At 62.2% G+C, this 16,860-nt stretch carries 13 protein-coding genes; 6 read left to right on the top strand and 7 right to left on the bottom strand.

The annotated features are described in order from the left end of the window. Nucleotides 1–93 precede the first annotated feature (93 nt). Nucleotides 94–990 carry a CehA/McbA family metallohydrolase gene (locus tag ACO076_RS01970; RefSeq protein WP_421725061.1) on the top strand — a complete coding sequence of 299 codons (897 nt, stop codon included), beginning with the start codon at nucleotides 94–96 and terminating at the stop codon, nucleotides 988–990. 44 nt (nucleotides 991–1,034) lie between these two features. Here the strand turns inward: ACO076_RS01970 and ACO076_RS01965 are convergent, their stop codons facing one another. Beyond that, nucleotides 1,035–1,850, bottom strand: a complete 816-nt coding sequence (locus ACO076_RS01965; RefSeq protein ID WP_421725060.1) for a sugar phosphate isomerase/epimerase family protein — start codon at nucleotides 1,848–1,850, stop codon at nucleotides 1,035–1,037. 318 nt (nucleotides 1,851–2,168) lie between these two features. Here ACO076_RS01965 and ACO076_RS01960 point away from each other — a divergent pair, with 318 nt between their 5' ends. From ACO076_RS01960 to ACO076_RS01940, 5 genes are all read left to right on the top strand, one after another. Beyond that, the gene (locus tag ACO076_RS01960) at nucleotides 2,169–3,716 is read left to right on the top strand and encodes an ABC transporter substrate-binding protein (RefSeq protein WP_421725059.1); all 1,548 of its coding nucleotides are present in this window, start codon (nucleotides 2,169–2,171) and stop codon (nucleotides 3,714–3,716) included. A 182-nt stretch (nucleotides 3,717–3,898) separates the two neighbouring features. Then, on the top strand, nucleotides 3,899–5,428 hold the full coding sequence (locus ACO076_RS01955) for an ABC transporter substrate-binding protein (protein ID WP_421725058.1): 1,530 nt from the start codon (nucleotides 3,899–3,901) through the stop codon (nucleotides 5,426–5,428). A 91-nt stretch (nucleotides 5,429–5,519) separates the two neighbouring features. After that, complete coding sequence (locus ACO076_RS01950) at nucleotides 5,520–6,440, top strand: ABC transporter permease (protein WP_421725057.1); 921 nt, start codon at nucleotides 5,520–5,522, stop codon at nucleotides 6,438–6,440. A 95-nt stretch (nucleotides 6,441–6,535) separates the two neighbouring features. Continuing rightward, entirely contained in the window at nucleotides 6,536–7,363 is an 828-nt protein-coding gene (locus ACO076_RS01945) for an ABC transporter permease (RefSeq protein ID WP_421725056.1), read from the top strand. Beyond that, nucleotides 7,360–9,162, top strand: a complete 1,803-nt coding sequence (locus ACO076_RS01940) for an ABC transporter ATP-binding protein (protein WP_421725055.1) — start codon at nucleotides 7,360–7,362, stop codon at nucleotides 9,160–9,162. The genes ACO076_RS01945 and ACO076_RS01940 overlap by 4 nt, the downstream gene beginning before the upstream one ends. 183 nt (nucleotides 9,163–9,345) lie before the next feature. Here ACO076_RS01940 and ACO076_RS01935 read toward each other — a convergent pair whose 3' ends face one another. From ACO076_RS01935 to ACO076_RS01910, 6 genes are all read right to left on the bottom strand, one after another. Beyond that, on the bottom strand, nucleotides 9,346–11,454 hold the full coding sequence (locus ACO076_RS01935; RefSeq protein WP_421725054.1) for an ADP-ribosylglycohydrolase family protein: 2,109 nt from the start codon (nucleotides 11,452–11,454) through the stop codon (nucleotides 9,346–9,348). A 41-nt stretch (nucleotides 11,455–11,495) separates the two neighbouring features. Continuing rightward, nucleotides 11,496–12,329 carry a carbohydrate ABC transporter permease gene (locus ACO076_RS01930; RefSeq protein WP_421725053.1) on the bottom strand — a complete coding sequence of 278 codons (834 nt, stop codon included), beginning with the start codon at nucleotides 12,327–12,329 and terminating at the stop codon, nucleotides 11,496–11,498. After that, on the bottom strand, nucleotides 12,326–13,171 hold the full coding sequence (locus ACO076_RS01925; RefSeq protein WP_421725052.1) for a carbohydrate ABC transporter permease: 846 nt from the start codon (nucleotides 13,169–13,171) through the stop codon (nucleotides 12,326–12,328). The genes ACO076_RS01930 and ACO076_RS01925 overlap by 4 nt, the downstream gene beginning before the upstream one ends. A gap of 67 nt (nucleotides 13,172–13,238) precedes the next feature. Continuing rightward, nucleotides 13,239–14,558: an ABC transporter substrate-binding protein gene (locus ACO076_RS01920; protein WP_421725051.1), complete on the bottom strand. Its 1,320-nt coding sequence runs from the start codon at nucleotides 14,556–14,558 to the stop codon at nucleotides 13,239–13,241. Between the two features lie 23 nt (nucleotides 14,559–14,581). Then, a complete protein-coding gene (locus ACO076_RS01915; protein WP_421725050.1) occupies nucleotides 14,582–15,577 on the bottom strand; it encodes a LacI family DNA-binding transcriptional regulator in 996 nt (331 codons plus the stop codon). Nucleotides 15,578–15,914: 337 nt separating this feature from the next. Further along, nucleotides 15,915–16,802: a formylglycine-generating enzyme family protein gene (locus ACO076_RS01910; protein WP_421725049.1), complete on the bottom strand. Its 888-nt coding sequence runs from the start codon at nucleotides 16,800–16,802 to the stop codon at nucleotides 15,915–15,917. Between the last annotated feature and the right edge of the window lie 58 nt (nucleotides 16,803–16,860).

Raw genomic sequence — 16,860 nt, 5'->3', positions numbered from 1 at the left:
GGTCGCGCACGCTTTGCCTCGCGCGGCTAACCGGCCGTCACAGAAAGACAGTACATTTGGCGAGCTCGAATTACCGACAAAGGTGGCTTGACTATGCTCGAAGCGTTCTCCACGCCCGGCCGGTTCTGGCGCGGTAATCTGCACGGCCACTCCACCAACTCGGACGGCCGCTTGACGCCGGAAGAGGTCTGCGCACGGTATCGCGCACAAGGCTATGACTTCGTCTCACTGACCGACCACTTCCGGCCCAACTACAATTTCCCGATCTCCGACACGCGCGCCCATCGTGCGAACGGGTTCACCACCATTCTCGGCGCCGAGGTGCATGCCCCGGCGCTCGCCAGTGGGATCGAATGGCACCTACTGGCCGTGGGCCTGCCCGCCGACTTCCCGGCGACCGGGTCCGAGGAGACCGGTGTGACGCTTGCCCAGCGCTGTCGCGACGCCGGCGCGTTCGTCGCCATTGCCCATCCCGAGTGGTACCATCTCACCCTTGATGACGCGCTGACGATCGAGAGTGCCCACGCCGTCGAAGTCTACAACCATACCTGTGCGGTTAACGCCGACCGCGCGAGCGGAACGGCGTTGCTGGACACCTTGCTGAACGCCGGGCGGCGTCTCAATGCCATTGCCGTCGACGACAGCCACTGGCGGGTCGATGATGGCTTCGGCGGTTGGGTGATGGTCAAGGCCGAAGAAAACGATCCCGATCAGCTGCTCGACGCGCTGAAGGCGGGCGCGTTCTACGCCAGCCAGGGGCCAGAGATCCACGGCGTCGTCCGCGATGGTGACGAGATCGAGGTCCGCTGTTCGCCGGCCCGGTCGGTGCTTCTGCTGGGCCCGGGGCGCGTTACCGAGCGCGTCCATGGCCATACTCTCACCCGCGCCCGCTTACCGCTCGAGAAGTTCGCCGGCCATTGGTGTCGCGCCGTCGTCGTCGACGCCGCGGGAAAGCGCGCCTGGACCAACCCTCTCTGGCTCGATGGCTGAGCGGGGAGCAGAACGCCCGGTCGATCTGATGTCCACGCGACGATCTATCGGGCAAGGCCGAGCCGCACGAGGTGCTCGGCCGAGCGCAACACGTCGGTCTTGTTTCGGATCTCAATGATGAGGCGCGGATTGGAAGACAGGCGACCAAGTTCCTCGAACACGGCCATCCACGGAACCGTGCCATCGCCAATGGCCCAGTGACGGTCAGCGAGGCCGTCTGCGTCTTGTAAGTGAAGATGCGTTAAGTGTTCGCCGGCGGCGCGAACGAACAGATCAACGGATGGCGCGCCGCCCATACGATTGGCGTAGTAAGCGTGGCCGGTGTCGATGGAAAGTTTTAGCGCCGGGCTCGCGAGATGGGTGACGATGTCGCCGCGGATGCTCGGGTCCCGGTCTTCGATGTTCTCGATCACCAACTCCACGTTCAACGCTTCGGCGCGAATAACGACAGGTTCCAGGGTCGCCCTGAAGTCGTCGAGCTTTTCGTCACGGCGGCTCGGCAGACGATAGAGATTTTCCTGGTCCCAATGGATGTAGGGGCTGTGAATGACCATCTGGGTCAGCCCGAGGTCCTCGCAAACATCAAGAGCCTGGCTGAGGCGCTCCTGCGCCAGAGCCCGGACGCCCGGATCGTTGGACGCCAGCGGCACGGACGCCGGTCCGTGCATGCCCTGACGACCCTTATGGCTGGCGAGTTGTTTTCTCACCTCCGCTGCACGTGGCTTCCAGTCACTGAGAAGCGCGTCAGGCGTGTGGAACCCCTGCAGCTCCAGATCGCGGTCGTCATCCACCAGCCAGTCGATGTGCCGGCTAAGCTCTTCGGGACGAAGAGCGGCGCCCAGTTTGGGGAGTTCGGTCACCTCGGCCTCCTGCTTGCCACCCCCTGACCGGTAGAGGGTTTCGCGCAAACGGTTTCGCCGACCAACGCGACGTTTTAGCGACACGCCGGCTGACAATGCTGCCGGTCGCCAAAGCGTCGCGCCAAGTGGACAATTTGGCCTTTAGACGAAGTCTCTTTGCGGGTCGTGTCGACCAATTGCTGACTTGGCGTGAACTTCCGATGAAGACCGGGGGATCGAGGCCGAATGTTGCACGGCGTTCATGATCCCACGCAACGCTTGCCACGGACAACAAGGGGCAGCCGGCGCCGCCTCTCTAGAACGGGAGAGAGAAAGACCATGAAGAGATTCGCTGTTTCGGCCATGGCACTTGCCGTCGTGCTGATAGCCGACACGACACTTGCCAAGGAAATCACTATCGGCGTGCCCTCGCACCGCAAGGTGTTCGATCCCTCGGTCGATGCCTCCAATGCCGGTGGGCAGTTCTCTTATTCGATCTTTGACACGCTGATCGAACGCGACGCGTTTGCGGCCGGAAAATTCGTCCCCGGCCTGGCGACCGAATGGAAGATGATCGAGCCGACCGTCATGGAGTTGAAGTTGCGCGAAGGCGTCACCTTCCACAACGGCGACACCATGGACGCCGAGGATGTGGCGGCTTCGCTCAATCCTATCTTCCAGCAGACCTGGCCCCGCACTGGCGTCGTATTTGGCCGCTTCTACTACAACTTCAAAGAGGTTGAGATCGTCGATCCGATGACGGTCCGCATCCATACGCACCAGCCTGACCCACTGATCGAGACACTGCTGTCTGCCCGTAACGGTGCCATCAAATCCAAGACCCGTATCGATGAAGTAGGCCTCGACGACTACGGCATTTTGCCCGTCGGTGCCGGCCCCTACAGGGTCGTCAGCTTCGAGCCTGACCAGGAGTTGGTGGTCGAGCGCTTCGAGGACTACTGGGGCGAGCCAGCACCGCTCGACAAGATCACCTTCCTTCGCATCCCCGAAGTGGCGAACCGGATCACCGCATTGGTCTCCGGCGAGATCGATATGGCCTCGGAACTCCCACCCGACCAGATGCCGCTCGTCGATCGCGAAGACGGCCTCAAACGCGTCGATGTCACCTGGGACATGTTCCACGTTCTGGTCCTGAACCAGGGCCACGAGGTCATGAAGGACCAGAAGCTCCGCCAGGCGCTGAAGCTTGCCGTCGACCTCGACACCATTACCGAAGGCCTGTGGAAAGGCCGCGGCATCTCCGGCTCTGCCGGCCACCAGTTCCCCGCCTATGGGGACATGTACACCGAGGGACTCGAGGTCTCGCCCTACGATGTGGACAAGGCCAGGGCGCTTCTTGCCGAGTCAAACTACAACGGCGAGACGATCGAGATGCCGGTTTTCCCTTACTACTACCTCTACGGCCCCCTGGCTGCCCAGGCGATTGCGGAGATGTGGCAGGAAATCGGCGTGAACGCCGAGCTCAAGTCCATAGCGCCGGGCTCGCTGACCGTCGACGTGGACTCCGAGATCGCGGTGCGCCAATGGTCGAACCCGATGTACTACAACGACATCATGGGTGGCATGGACACGTCGTGGTCCGACACCTCCTGGGTCACTCAGCGCGGCTTTTTTGACCCGACTGTCGACCCTCGCTGGAAAGATCTTTATCAGAGCGCCCGCTTCAGCCTCGATCAGGATGAGCGCAAAGCCGCCTATCAGGAACTGATGGCGGTCGGCGAGGAAATGGCCGGCTGGATTCTGCTTTATCAGCCCGCCGACAGCTACGCGATGAAGGATTGCATCGAATACCAGGTGCCCTCGGCGTTGCGTCCGTTGATGCTCGCCTTGCGCGCTGGTCAGATCAACGTCGACGCGTGCGAGTAGCCCCAGCGGCGAGGCGGCAGATGCCGCCTGCTTCTTCTCCGACCGCGCTCGCGGTCCAGTCGGCCGACGTGCTGGAGGTGTTCAGGTGTTCATCGATCCGCGCCTGACCGAACTCGCCCCGCCGGCCGACGGCATCTTCGCCTCGCCCCGTAAATCCAATCGATCGACAGGAGACTAGGATCATGAAGAAGCTTGCCATCGCGGCGCTCGCATTGGTGATCGCCGCACCAGCGGCGGCCGAGGAGATCACCATCGGCGTTGCGTCGCATCGCAAGGTCCTCGACCCGCGAAGAGATACCTCGAACGCCGCCACGGGCATGTTCTACGCCATCTATGAGTCGTTGATCGAACGGGACCCGTTCACCCCCGGAAAATACCTGCCGGGCCTGGCAACCGAGTGGACAATGATAGACGACACCACAATGGAGCTGAAGCTCCGCGAGGGTGTTACCTTCCACAACGGCGATACCATGGATGCCTATGACGTTGAGGCGTCGCTAGACCCGATTTTCAAACTGGAAGATCCGCGCTACCGCAACCCGCACGGCAAGCTGTTCTACAACTTCGAGGAGGTCGAAGTCGTAGATGACATGACGGTTCGCATCCACACCAAACGGCCCGACGCGCTGATCGAGACCTTGTTGTCGTCGCGCAACGCCGGCATCCGCTCGCTCGATCAAATCAACGATGGCGACGAAGATCGGCATGGCTTAATGCCGATCGGCGCCGGCCCTTATAAGGTGGTGTCGTTCGATCCGAACGTCAGCCTGGTTGTCGAACGCTTTGACGCGTATTGGGGCGAGCCGGCGCCGTTCGACAAGGTGACGTTCCTGCGCATTCCGGAGGTATCGAACCGCATCACCGCGCTCGTGAACGGCGAGGCCGATATCGTCTCCGAAATCCCACCGGACCAGTATCCGTTGATCGATGCTGAAGACGGCCTCAAGCGTGTCGAGGTCGCTTATCCGATGTTTCACGTCTGGCTCTTCAACAACAGTCACCCGGTGACCTCGGACGTGAAACTTCGCCAGGCACTAACACTGGCGATCGACTATGACGGTCTGGCCGAGGGCCTGTGGCGCGGTCACGGTGTCGCGTCGGCGGCGTGGCAGTTCCCACAGGTCGGTGAGACTTACAATCCGGACCTGGACATCTTCAACTTTGACCCTGAGCGTGCCCGCGCATTGCTGGCCGAGTCGAACTATGACGGCGAGGAAATCGAAGTAGCGATCTATCCGGGCTACTACCTCTATGGCCAGTTTGCCGCGCAGGCGATCCAAGAGATGTGGGCCGACGTCGGCGCCAACATGAAGATCAAATTGGTCGAGGTCGGCGGTCTCACCCTCGATACCGACCCGCAGACAATGGTCCGCAACTGGTCCATCCCGATGTACTACTCCGACATCATGGGCGTGATGGATACCTCCCTTTCGGAGAGCGCATGGGCCGTTTCGCGCGGCTACTTCGATCCAGAGGCGGACCCGCGCTGGCTCGAATACTATGAAGTCGCGCGTTTCGGTCAGTCTGTCGAGGAGCGTAAAGAGGCCTACGCCAAGCTGCACGAGGTCTTCACCGACATCGCGCCGGTGATCCCGCTCTACCAGCCGGCGGACAGCTACGCGATGCGGGCGGATATTGACTTCGCGATCCCTTCATCGCTCAGGCCCTTCACCGTGCCGCTGCGCGCCGGGCAGATCACGTTCGGCGAGTAAGCCACAAGCAAGTTAGGGGCGGCAGCACTTGTCGCCCCCTCCGCGCTGTATCGACGAATGCGTGTGGCCCGTGACCCGCTTGTGAGGCTCAATGGCGAGTTTTCTGTTTGGACGCACGCTGAACGCCCTCATCACGGTGACTTTGATCCTGGTGCTCGTGTTCGTCGGTGCGCGGATTGGCGGCGATCCGATCGCGGTGATGTTTCCCGATGGGATCGATGCGGAGACCCAGCGTGCGATCGAGGCGCAGCTTGGTCTCGACGAGTCGATCCCGGTTCAATTCGTCTATTACTTGCGCGACCTGGTCCAGGGGGAATTCGGCAACAGCATTCATTCACGCCGCCCCGTGGTGGAGTTGTATGCCGACCGCCTCCCCGCGACGCTGACCCTCGCGCTCCTCGCTTTCCTGCTGTCGATTGTCATGGGCATCGGTCTCGGCCTCATCGGAGCGCTGCGCCGTGATGCGGCATCCGGGCGTTTGGCAATGTCGCTGGCGTTTCTCGGCTATGCCGTGCCGCACTTCGTGCTCGCGATCCTCCTGATCTTCCTGTTCGGCTATCTGCTGCGCAGCCTACCGACCGTCGGCAACGCGACGCCTTACCACTTCATTCTGCCGGCGATCGTGCTGGCGGCCGGGCTCACGGCATCCATCGCCCGGTATACGCGCTCGGTGCTCCTCGACGTGCTGAGCGAGGACTATGTCCGTACCGCGCGCGCCAAGGGCCTGCGCGACGCGATCGTCAACATCAAGCATGCGCTACCGAACGCGATGATCCCGGTGGTCACCGTGCTCGGGCTGCAACTCACCAGCCTCGTTTCCGGCTCGCTCATCGTGGAGGAGGTCTTCGCCTTCCGAGGAGTCGGCCAGCTTCTTGTCGGCTCCGTCCGCGACGCTGACTACCCGGTTCTGCAATTCGGCGTGATCTTCTTTGGATTGACCGTGATTCTGATCAACCTCTTCGTCGATGTTCTCTACGCGATCCTTGATCCGCGTGTCCGGGTAGGGGGCTAAGTTTGACAGATGCGGTCCGCCAATCCGCTGAAGCCGCGCCATCGGTTCCGGTGCATGAACGTTGGCGCTTGGCACGAAACCTGCGCGCGGCTCCTTTGACTGTTAAAATCTGTTTGCTCGGCATGATTGCGGTCTTCGCCGTGGCGATCTTCGCGCCTTGGATCGCACCCTACGATCCCAACAAGACCAGCATCCTCAATTCGTTGAGGGCGCCGAGTTGGATCGCCGGCGGCGACCCCGATCATCTGCTCGGCACCGACAAGCTCGGGCGCGACATGCTCTCTCGTTTGGTTTACGGGCTCAGGGTGAGCGTCGGCCTCGCTGTCCTCGGTGTGGTGATCGGCGGAATCATTGGCACGGCGCTCGGCATGCTCGCTGGCTTCGTCGGCGGTTTCTGGGACCGGCTGGTCTCGACCGTGGTCGATGTCCAGATCGCGATCCCGTTTCTTCTGATGACACTGGTCGCCATCGCCGCGCTTGGTACCGATATGTGGGTGCTCATCGCGCTTCTTGGCATCGCCGGGTGGGAAACTTACGCGCGCGTCGTCCGAGCACAGGTGATCGCCATCCGGGCGCGCCCGTTCGTGGAGGCTGCCTATGCCGGGGGCGCGACCCATCGACGGGTGGCGATCCGAGAAGTCCTGCCAAATCTCGTCGCTATCCTCACGGTTCTGTTCACCCTGAACTTCCCCGCGATCCTGCTGCTCGAAGCGTCGCTTTCGTTCCTCGGCCTGGGTGTGCAGCCGCCGACGCCGTCACTGGGGCGGATGGTTGGCGACAATCGCAACGATCTGGCACTCGCGTGGTGGACGGCACTGAGCCCGGTTTTCCTGATTCTGATCGTGACGCTGATGATCCAGTTGATCGGCGATTGGTTGCGTGACGTTTTTGACGTGCGCCTGCGCGAGGGGCGGCGGCGGTGAGCCCGCTGCTTTCGGTCGAGGGCCTGCGTGTTGGTTTCGGTGCCGATCCGAATCCTGTGATTGCCGTCCAGGACATGAGTTTTGCGATCGATCCTGGCGAAGTCGTCGCGCTCGTGGGCGAGAGCGGGTCCGGCAAGTCGGTCACCGCACTGAGCATCATGCGCCTCGTAGAGTATGGTGGCGGCCGGATTCTCGCCGGGCAATTGATGTTCGACACCGGCGCGGGACCGGTAGACCTCACGACACACAACGCCACTGAGATTGCCGCCTTGCGCGGTAATGCCATGGCGATGATTTTTCAGGAGCCGATGACCTCGCTCAATCCGATCTACACCATCGGTGAGCAAATCATGGAACCCTTGCGGTTGCACCGTGGCACAAGCGGGCGCGACGCCCGGACGCGCGCCACAGAGCTCCTCGACCGTGTCCGCCTGGCCGACCCGGAGCGCCAAATGGGTCGCTACCCGCACGAACTTTCAGGCGGGCAGCGACAGCGGGTGATGCTCGCCATCGCCCTCGCCTGCGCGCCGAAGCTGCTGATCGCCGACGAGCCTACCACAGCGCTCGACGTCACGATCCAGGCGCAGATCCTCGATCTGATGCGCGAACTGCAGGCAGAGACGGGTGCCGCGCTTTTGTTTATCACCCATGACATGGCGGTGGTGGCTGAGATCGCCGACCGCGTGGTGGTCATGCGCGCCGGCGAGAAGGTCGAAGAGGCGCCCGTGGCCGACCTTTTTGCGGCGCCGCGTCAGCCCTATACCCAAGCGCTGCTGGCAGCAGCGCCGCGGCTCGGCGCTCTGGCCGGAACGGACTCGCCCCGGTACTTTGCCACGCCTACTGACGCGCCGTCCCGTCCCGTCAACGGCAACCCGGCGCCTCTCGTCGAGGTCCGCGATCTCGTCACCCGCTTTCCGGTTCGCACCGGCCTTTTGCGCCGCAAGACCGCCGAGATCCACGCGGTCGAGATGGCCTCCTTCGACATCGCCACCGGTCAGACCCTTGCTCTCGTCGGCGAGAGCGGCTCCGGCAAGTCGACGCTCGCCCGCTCGATCCTGCGGCTCGTCGAACCGACCTCCGGGAGCGTTCGCCTCGATGGCCAAGACCTGACCCGCCTCGAGCCCGAGCCGATGCGTAAGGTCCGAGCCCGGATGCAGATCGTATTTCAGGACCCCTATGCCTCGATGAACCCACGCCGTCAGGTCTACGATCAAATCGCCGATCCCGTGCGCATTCACGGCCACGCCGACGAGGCCGAGCTCCGCGCAAGCGTGGAAGATTTGATTGCCCATGTCGGTCTGTCTCCGGACTGCCTGGAACAGTTTCCGCACGAGTTCTCCGGCGGCCAGCGCCAGCGGCTGTGTATCGCCCGTGCGCTTTCGCTCTCGCCGGACCTGATCGTCGCCGACGAGCCGGTCTCCGCACTCGACGTTTCGATCCAAGCTCAGGTCCTGGACCTGCTGATCGCGTTGCAGGAGCGGCTGGGAATCTCGTATCTCTTCATCTCGCACGACATGGCGGTCGTCGAGCGGATTGCGCATCGGGTGGCGGTCATGCGTCAGGGGCGCATTGTGGAACTCGGACCCCGCCGCGCAGTGTTCGAGGCGCCGCAGCACCCCTACACCCGTCAGCTTCTGGATGCCGTGCCCATTGCAGACCCGGCACAGAGGCGCAATCGACGGCGAGTCCTGCCGTCGGCACCGTCGAAGAGCCCAATCCATCCGTTCGGACAACAGCCGCGCCCGATTGCTTACGCTGAAGTGGGACCGGGGCACATAGTCGAGCGTTTTGATTCCTAGCGGGTATTGGTCTCTGCCGAGGTGAGCGGCGCCGCCACGCAATCATCCTAGGCCAACGACGAGCGTCAGCGACAGCGCCTGTCTATGGCGTCCTCCGCCAGCGAACACGTCTACATTGGAGAATGTTGGATCTCGGTTTCTCTCACTCCGCCAGGACATTCTTCGCAAGCACTGATCAAACCGCTAGAGGGGTCTGACCGAAATGATCTCCGCTGAAACGGCGCCTTCCGTGACCATCAAGCCGATGCCGCCGTCGGCAAGCGCATCCTGCGACTCGTCCACCGCTTCAATGGAGTTGTTGCCGACCTCGGCACGCACAACATTGCCGCCCGCCGTCACGGTCATTGTGAGTATGTCTTCGAGCGGGCGGGTGAGGGGGCTGTCCGCCACAATTTGCTCATCGCCGTCGTACACGCGAACGATCTGGAAGCGATCGTCGCGCGTGAGCCGAGCCGCGTAGTAGCGCCGCCGTCCCTGACTGCGCACGATCAGGCCGGCATCTTCGCCCGAGTGGATGATCAGGTCTGCGGAGACCGAATAGTCGGTCCAATCGCGTGTACCATAGGTGATCTTGCCGGTGCCCCGACCGTGGGAGATGCGGAAGCTCTGCGGAAACCGCCGTGAAAAGATGTCGGTATCGTTGACCCAGGCGCGATACCAGAAATCGCAATTGCCCTCGGGCCGGGTCAACGCGATATGAGGCGTGCCGCTCCATGTCAGATAATCCAAGACGACCGCGCCGTCGGCCCGGCGGTCGCGCGAATGGACCGAAACGCCGACCTCACCGATCGGCATGCTGCCGATATCTGGGACAGTCCATTCCAGGATTGTATCTTCACCTGGGGCGAGTGCGTGCGGCTCGCCGTCAATGTCTTTGAGCGTGCCGCCAGGCTCGTGCTGCCGCAGCCGCAGTGCGACATCGATGGGCCCTGAGTTTTCCGCGCCGGCAATGACGCGCGCCTTGATGGTCTGGCCGGGATAAAGCAACGGCGTCGCCATCAGATCGTAGGTACGCATGTCGACCACATCGCGCGGTTGGAACGTCGGCGTGGTCGCCGCCACTGCCTGGCCGGTCGCAAGATGGTCAAACCGCAGTTCAAGCGCGCGCCCGCTCTCGAATGTGACGTTGTCGAGATGGGCGATGGCACCATTTGGCTCACCGCTCTGAACCACAAAGCCTTGGCGGCTTCCCGGCAACGAAAAATGGAAGCGGGCGCCGTTCTTGGGTTTCGAAGGACTCTTTGCGCCGGCGAGACCGCGTCCAAGTCCCGCCAAATAGTATGTCTGCCGGACGGCATCGGTGATGCCGTTGCCGCCGTCGGCCGATGAGATCAGCATTCGATCGGCGATCGGACCGCGCCAGTCGGGACCGTTGTCGATGCCGTCGAGCCCCAACATGATCCCCTGCAGACAGCCGAGGTTGCCGGCGTTGCAGTCCGTATCCCACCCGGACGTATTGATGATCATCTGGCCGCGATGGAAGTCATGCGGCGCATAGAGCAGCGACATGATCATCAGTGCATGGTTCGGCACGACGTGGCAATTACCGGGGTATTTGGCGTAACCGTGATGGTCCTCAATCTTCTGACGGGTATCGCGCCAATCCTCGTATTCGGCTTGCCATTGCCGGATTTCGCCGATCAACCGCGCAATCAGGCTGTTGCCGGGAATGACGGACAGCCCCGTTTCGATCAAATGGCCGACATCCTTTGAGACAAACGCCTCGGCTTCCATGGCCGCCCACAGCATGGCCGCGTGAACCGCTTCACCATCGTGACTGACCTTACCGGCCTGCTCGGCGAGTTTGGCTGCAAGTTTTGGCTGACCGGGCGCGACCATCGCCCATCCGTCGATGAAGATCTGCGCACCGATCTGCTCGGCCACGGTCCGGCCGTTCTGCGCGATCGACCCGCTTTGCGGCGCCGGTATGCCGCGATCGAGATTGAGCCAAGCGGTGTGCTCGGTTGAGTTGCCGGCGCCACCCCACCAGAGGATCGAGCGTTCCTCGATGATGTAGTTAAGCCAGGCCTTGCCGATCTGCTCGGCGGTTATGTCGGGCGAGACGCCGTTGTCCTCGAGGGCCCGAATGAAGGTAAAGGTCCCGGCAACGTCATCGTCGGTGACCACAAGCGGCTGGTTGAGCTTTTCGTGGACGTAGTACTCGATCGGACCGAGCTCCTCCATGATCCGCTGATAGGACCACTGCTCGAAAGGCCGCCCCAGATAGACGCCAATCAGCTTGCCCAGGACGCCGGCATAGACCCGTTCAATGTAGTCGTTCGGTATGGCCACGGCTTTCGCTCACCCTCTTTCATCAGCCGGATTGCCGGCCTTCATCCCTTTACGGATCCCCCGGTCATGCCCTCGATGAAGTGGCGCTGGAGGAAGACGAACAAAACCACAACCGGCAACACGATCATGGTCGCGCCGGCCATCAGCTGCCCCCAATCGGTGACGTATTGGCCTGACAACAGGAAGAATGAGACGATCGCCGTGCGCGCCTGTTCGCGCGGCAGGAAGGTCGTCGCGATCAGGAATTCATTCCAGGTGTAGAGGCCGACAATCAGCGCGACGGTCAGGATGCCGGGCCAAACGATCGGCAGCATGACCTGTCTGAAAACCTGCCAGCTGTTGGCGCCGTCGATGACAGCGGCTTCTTCCAGCTCCCTTGGAATTGCCAGGAAATAGGTGCGCATCAGCATGATCGAGAACGGGCTGAAGATCGCGCAGTAGATCAGCGCCACAGCGAAAACGTTGTTGATCAAGCCGAACGTGGCAAAACCAAAATAGAGTGGAAACAGATAAAGCTGGATCGGCGCTGTCGATGTTGCCAGAAGGTATCCCGTGATCAGCCGCCAGCGCTTCACCTTCCTGCGGGCCAGCACATAGGCTGTCATCGATCCGGTCGCGCAGACCAGCACGATGCTGGTGATCGACAGGACCGCCGAGTTGAAGAAGGCTTGCGTGAAGCCGGCGTCACGCCACGCTCGGACAAAGTTGTCCCAGAGAAACTCCTGTGGCATCGCCAGCGGGTTCTGAACGATCTCCGGCGCGGATTTGACCGAGTTGAGCAGCATCAGCGCGATAGGGAACAGCGCGCTGAACGCCGCGATGCCCAGCAGGATGTAGGTGACGTTGTACCCCGCCCGGTTTTCGACGGCGTTCACAGATGACCTTCCCGCGCCTGAACGCGAATGTAGAAGACGGTGGCGACGATGCCGAAGAGGCTGATGATGAGCGCCGCCGCAGCGGCCTGCCCAACTTGCAGATCGAAGAACGCCTTCCTGTAGGCATACGTAGCTAAGACCTCGCTGGAGAAGGCAGGGCCGCCTTCGGTCAGGATGAAGATGAAGTCAAAAACCAGGAACGACCAGATCACCGTCATGATCGCCATAAGCGCGATCGTCGGCATGATCGCAGGCAGCAACACATAGCGGAGGTTCTGAAAGAAGTTAGCACCGTCGAGTTGGGCGGCTTCGATCAGTTCGTCGGGAACCTGGCGCAGAGCGGCGAAAAAGACGACGGCAAGAAATCCCCACCAATGCCAAAGATCGACCGCTGCGACGCCATAGAGCGCTGTCGATGGTCGCGCGAGCGGGTTTTGCAGATCGATGCCAAGACCGCCAAGCCAGCCGAACAATCCATTGGTGGGGTGGAAAATCATCCCTTCCCAAACTCGGGCGGTGATCACGGTCGCGATGATCACCGGGAGAAAGAAGATTAACTGAAACGCGGTTCGCCCACGCCGGATGGTCAACATCATCGATGCGACGAGAAGCCCGACGGCGATCGGGATCGTCAGGAAGATGACCGTCCATATGATGTTGTTGCGCAGCGCAATCCAGAACACGCGGTCGTCTCCGAGCGCGCGGAAATTGCCCAGGCCGACAAAGACCGGATCGGTAATTCCGTCCCACCGGAAGAAGGCCAACGCCACCGTCAGGCACGCGGGCACCAGGATGACGGCCATGTTGATGGCCATGGTCGGCAGTAGAAAAAGCCGGTTCATGTGTGTCTCGATGTCGGGCGAAGCGGTCCCGCTTCGCCCGTTCTTTGAAATCGTCGTTTGGCGGCGATCAGCGTGGTGGAATCGCCGGCACTTTGCCTTCCGTCAGTTCCTGCTGGAACGTGTCGTCGAGCTGCTGAAGGTACTCCTCGGGCGTTACCCGCCCGAACCAGACTTCTTCGATCCCGCCGATCAGGTAGTTGTTCGTGGCCGGTGGCAGGAAGGTCCAGCTAGTGTACCCATATTTCGTCTCATCGACGGTTGTCGCGAGTTCCGCCATGGCGTCGGTGTATTGGGGCAGGACCTCATCACCCAGCGACACGGCGCTGAGATCGCGCAATGGCGTGTTCCACTCCGCCTGCCAGACCGTATTGATGTTGGTGTAGAACTCCTCGCCGAAAACGTAATCAAGCACTGCGGCCGCGCCGTCGGGGTTCTCTGCGGCCGCCGCGATCGACAGCGTCGTGCCGATACCCAGGGGGTAGACCGGATAAGGCACACCGTCAGCCGACGGGAAGCCAGAAAAGGCGATCTGATCTTCCATGCCTTCGAAGTAAGTCGGCGCGAACTGGAAGGCCCATGTACCGACCGGCGACATCGCCGCACGGCCGTCGGCGATCATGGCGAACGCTTCTTCGGTGTGGGTGGAAAGATAATCCTCACCGAAATAGCCCGCGTCCCACCATCGTTGCAGGGTTTCGATCGCTTCGACGAACGGCTCCGACGTCCAAGGGATCTCCCCCGTCAGCGCCTTATAGACATTGTCCGGACCGGCGATCGAATTCATCACCATTGTCACGTGCCATTCATTAGCGCCCTGCCAGTTGGAGTTGCCGGCGCCAAACGGGATGATGCCCTTTGCCAGCGCATCATCGGCGATCGCCTCCAGTTCGGCGATGGTGCTTGGCGTCTCCCAGCCATTCTCTTCGAACATCTGCTTGTTGTGGAAAAGCCCAAGCGTTTCATACGTTTTGGGCAGCGCGTAAAGCTGGCCTTCGTAGCGGCCAAGGTCGAGGAAGACCTCAAGCAGGCGGTCATTCCAGCCCAGTTCGTCCGCCAGATCATCGAGTGACATCAGCTGACCGGCTTGGGCCATGGTGGCGACATAGGCGGGGCCCGGCGTCATGACCACGTCAGGGCCACTATCGGCGAGCATCGCCACGCGCAGCTGGCGCGTCAGCTCGGCGCCGCGATAGTCGATCGTCAGCTCATGGTCCGGATTGTTTTGATTGAACGCGTCGATCAGGAAATCGGTTAAGTGCCCCTGCTGCTCCGGGTTTGCGGCCTCATACCACCACGTCACTTCTTCGGCGGCCGTTGCCAGCATTGTGCTGGCCAGAAACGCGGCAGCGGCGCCTGCGATGGCTGTCCTGTTTTTGATGCTTCGCATGGTTCATCTCCCTCTGGTCGTTGTCATGCCGACGCCCGCATGATTGCGGCGTATCCAAGTTCGTGCGTTGTGCCCGGGCCGGTCAGGGTTCCGGCGAGGCGATCCATGAGGATCTGAGCGGCATAAGCGCCCATGTCCTTCTGGAACTGAGCAACCGTCGTCAGTCCGGGGGTGACGAGGCTCGCTGCGGAGATGTCGTCGAAACCGACGACTGCCACGTCGCCGGGTATCTCCAGGCCACGGGCGCGTAACGCCCGCATGGCGCCGATGGCCATCAAGTCGTTGGCGGCGAATACGGCTGTCGGAACGCTTGGGCCCGACAACAATTGCTCCACTGCGCGCGCACCGCCGTCTTCGGTGAACGACGCATCCAGAGCGATCAGCGGCTCGATACCGTGGTTCTGCAAAGCGTCACGGCACCCTTCGACCCGAACGCGCTGCGGCCCGCCTTGTCCGGCGACGATGGCGATCCGGCGGTGGCCTTTTGAAACCAGAAACTCTCCGATCTCGGCCGCGGCTTTCTGGTTGTCGACGAAGATGTCGTCGATCGGGAGTTCGCCCCCGTTCTTGCGTGACGACTCGATGCGAACGAGGGCGATATTCTCCCCGATCAGGGGGCGGAAATCATCAACCCTCAGATGGAAGAAGGCACCGACCACGCCATCGACCCGGCCATGTCTTGCCCATTCGACATAGTAGCGCTCGCGCTCTTCGGTGCCGTCCGTGTTGATGACCAGCACATCGTAGTCCCGGTCCTCAGCTTCTTTCTGAACACCACGGACGAGGGCCGGGTAGAAGGGGTTGGTGATGTCCGGCACGAGGCAGGCGATCGTACGTGTCCTGCTCGTACGGAGCGCCTGCGCATATCGGTTGGGGCGGTAGCCAAGCCGTTCAACGGCCGCGAGCACGCGCTCCACGGTCTCCTGTGGGATCGATGCATCGCTCCGCCCCTGCAACACGATCGACACCGTTGCCTGGGATACCCCCGCTTCCTCCGCAACGTGCCTCTGCGTAATCATCCGCGTTTGCCGCTTATACGTATCAGTAATTCGTATTAACAACGGTTTTCGGCGACGAGTCAACGGCGAGCCGATGACCACCCGACGGTGACTTCCGGTTCACGTTCAGTTTTCAGGCACAGCACGGAGCTCGGCGAAACAATGGATCGAGCGCTTGCATCAGCCCGCAGCTCAACCCGGACGGCGATTGAGCCCTTCAGGCTCCATCTCGACGTCAGCGATCGCCATCACGGTGCGCGGACGAGTGTTTTGGTCGCCAGCTCCGTGGCCGATCGAGGCTCTTTGTGATGAAGTCTGCGCACCGTGCCAGGAAAGCAGAGCCCTTCCAGCCCTGGCGTTACTTCCCCGCGGCCGAGTCGTCATAGGCGATGCGGAACCCGGTGTGACTTGCCGCCGAGTCGGGGGGTAATCCCATGCGCGCTGCGATGCGGTAGCGGTAGCAGTATGAGATGTGGCACAGAAACGAGCCGCCCTTGACCACTCGTTGGTTGGCAGCGCGGGCTTCACTGTTCCGTTTCTTCGCGTCGCGGCGCTGTGAGCGGACCCGGAACGGATCGACGCACCACTCCCAGATGTTGCCGGCCATATTGAACAGGCCCGCCGAATTAGGCTCAAACGAGACCACCGGCGCCGTGCCCAGATAGCCATCCGCGACCGTGTTGTGGTCGGGAAATCGCCCCTGCCAGATGTTGCAAAGGACGGTCTCGTCGGTCGGCTCCGCGTCGCCCCAGGGAAACCGGGCGTCGGCTGCGCCGGCGCGGGCGGCGTGTTCCCACTCGGCTTCTGTCGGCAACCGGCCCCCCGCCCACCGGGCAAAGGCGACAGCGTCGTTCCAGGAGACCTGGACGACCGGGTGATCCGTCCGTCCCGTCAGGTCCGAACCGGGCCCCTCCGGCGATCGCCATGAGACGCCGTCCACCCGCCGCCACCACGGCGCGGCCGCCACGCGCGTGGGCCACCTGTCGGGATCTTCGAGCAAACCCGCGAAGACGAACGACCAGCCGATCCGCTCGGTCTCGGTCACATAGCCCGTCTCGTCCACGAACCGGGCGAAGCGACGGTTGTCGACAGCCGACGCTTCGATACCAAACGCGCGAATCTTGATCGGTCTGCGCGGCCCTTCGCCGTCCTGCGGCAACTCCGGGCGATCGGTACCGATAAAGGTGCGGCCACCGGCGAAGCGGGCAGTGGCAATGGCTCGCTCCGCCGTGTCAGATTCGGTCACCTGCGCACGGGAGGATCCAGCGATCCTCTCCGATGCCGGCCGGCTGACGATGCAGCAT

Origin of the sequence: Bauldia sp., assembly GCF_965232525.1 — a bacterium.
Lineage (GTDB): Bacteria > Pseudomonadota > Alphaproteobacteria > Rhizobiales > Kaistiaceae > Bauldia.
The sequence above is the reverse complement of the archived record's forward strand: the minus strand, read 5'-3'. Positions and strand labels throughout refer to the sequence as shown.

Coding starts and splice junctions, on each gene's coding strand:
- ACO076_RS01970 (WP_421725061.1), top strand. CDS start 94: ATGCTCGAAGCGTTCTCCACGCCCGGCCGGTTCTGGCGCGGTAATCTG.
- ACO076_RS01960 (WP_421725059.1), top strand. CDS start 2,169: ATGAAGAGATTCGCTGTTTCGGCCATGGCACTTGCCGTCGTGCTGATA.
- ACO076_RS01955 (WP_421725058.1), top strand. CDS start 3,899: ATGAAGAAGCTTGCCATCGCGGCGCTCGCATTGGTGATCGCCGCACCA.
- ACO076_RS01950 (WP_421725057.1), top strand. CDS start 5,520: ATGGCGAGTTTTCTGTTTGGACGCACGCTGAACGCCCTCATCACGGTG.
- ACO076_RS01925 (WP_421725052.1), bottom strand. CDS start 13,171: ATGAACCGGCTTTTTCTACTGCCGACCATGGCCATCAACATGGCCGTC.
- ACO076_RS01920 (WP_421725051.1), bottom strand. CDS start 14,558: ATGCGAAGCATCAAAAACAGGACAGCCATCGCAGGCGCCGCTGCCGCG.
- ACO076_RS01915 (WP_421725050.1), bottom strand. CDS start 15,577: ATGATTACGCAGAGGCACGTTGCGGAGGAAGCGGGGGTATCCCAGGCA.